Source organism: Streptomyces sp. URMC 126 (assembly GCF_051386555.1).
GTDB lineage: Bacteria > Actinomycetota > Actinomycetes > Streptomycetales > Streptomycetaceae > Streptomyces.
Map to the genome: position 1 here is coordinate 1 of NZ_JBPQTX010001322.1, position 237 is coordinate 237.

Consider the following 237-nt stretch of genomic DNA (forward strand, 5'->3'; position numbering starts at 1 on the left):
GTCGAGTGCCGCGCGTAGATTGCCGGCCTCGGCGTCCAGGCGTGCGAGCCAGGTCCGCTGGTCCGCACCTCGCAGCCCGGGCTCGGCACGCTCGGCGAGTGCGAGGTAGTAGCGCAGATGGCGGTCGCGTACGGCGGTGAGGTCCTCCATCTCGTCCAGCCGCTCCGCCGCGTACGCGGTGACGGACTCCAGCAACCGGTAGCGGGGCCCGGTGGGGCCGTCCACGACGACCACCAG

The 237-nt window shown here is 73.0% G+C and carries 1 protein-coding gene; it reads right to left on the reverse strand.

Annotated features, from left to right (window positions below):
* On the reverse strand, nucleotides 1–237 hold a 237-nt coding region (locus tag ACSNOK_RS36120), incomplete at both ends, for a hypothetical protein (RefSeq protein WP_436784878.1).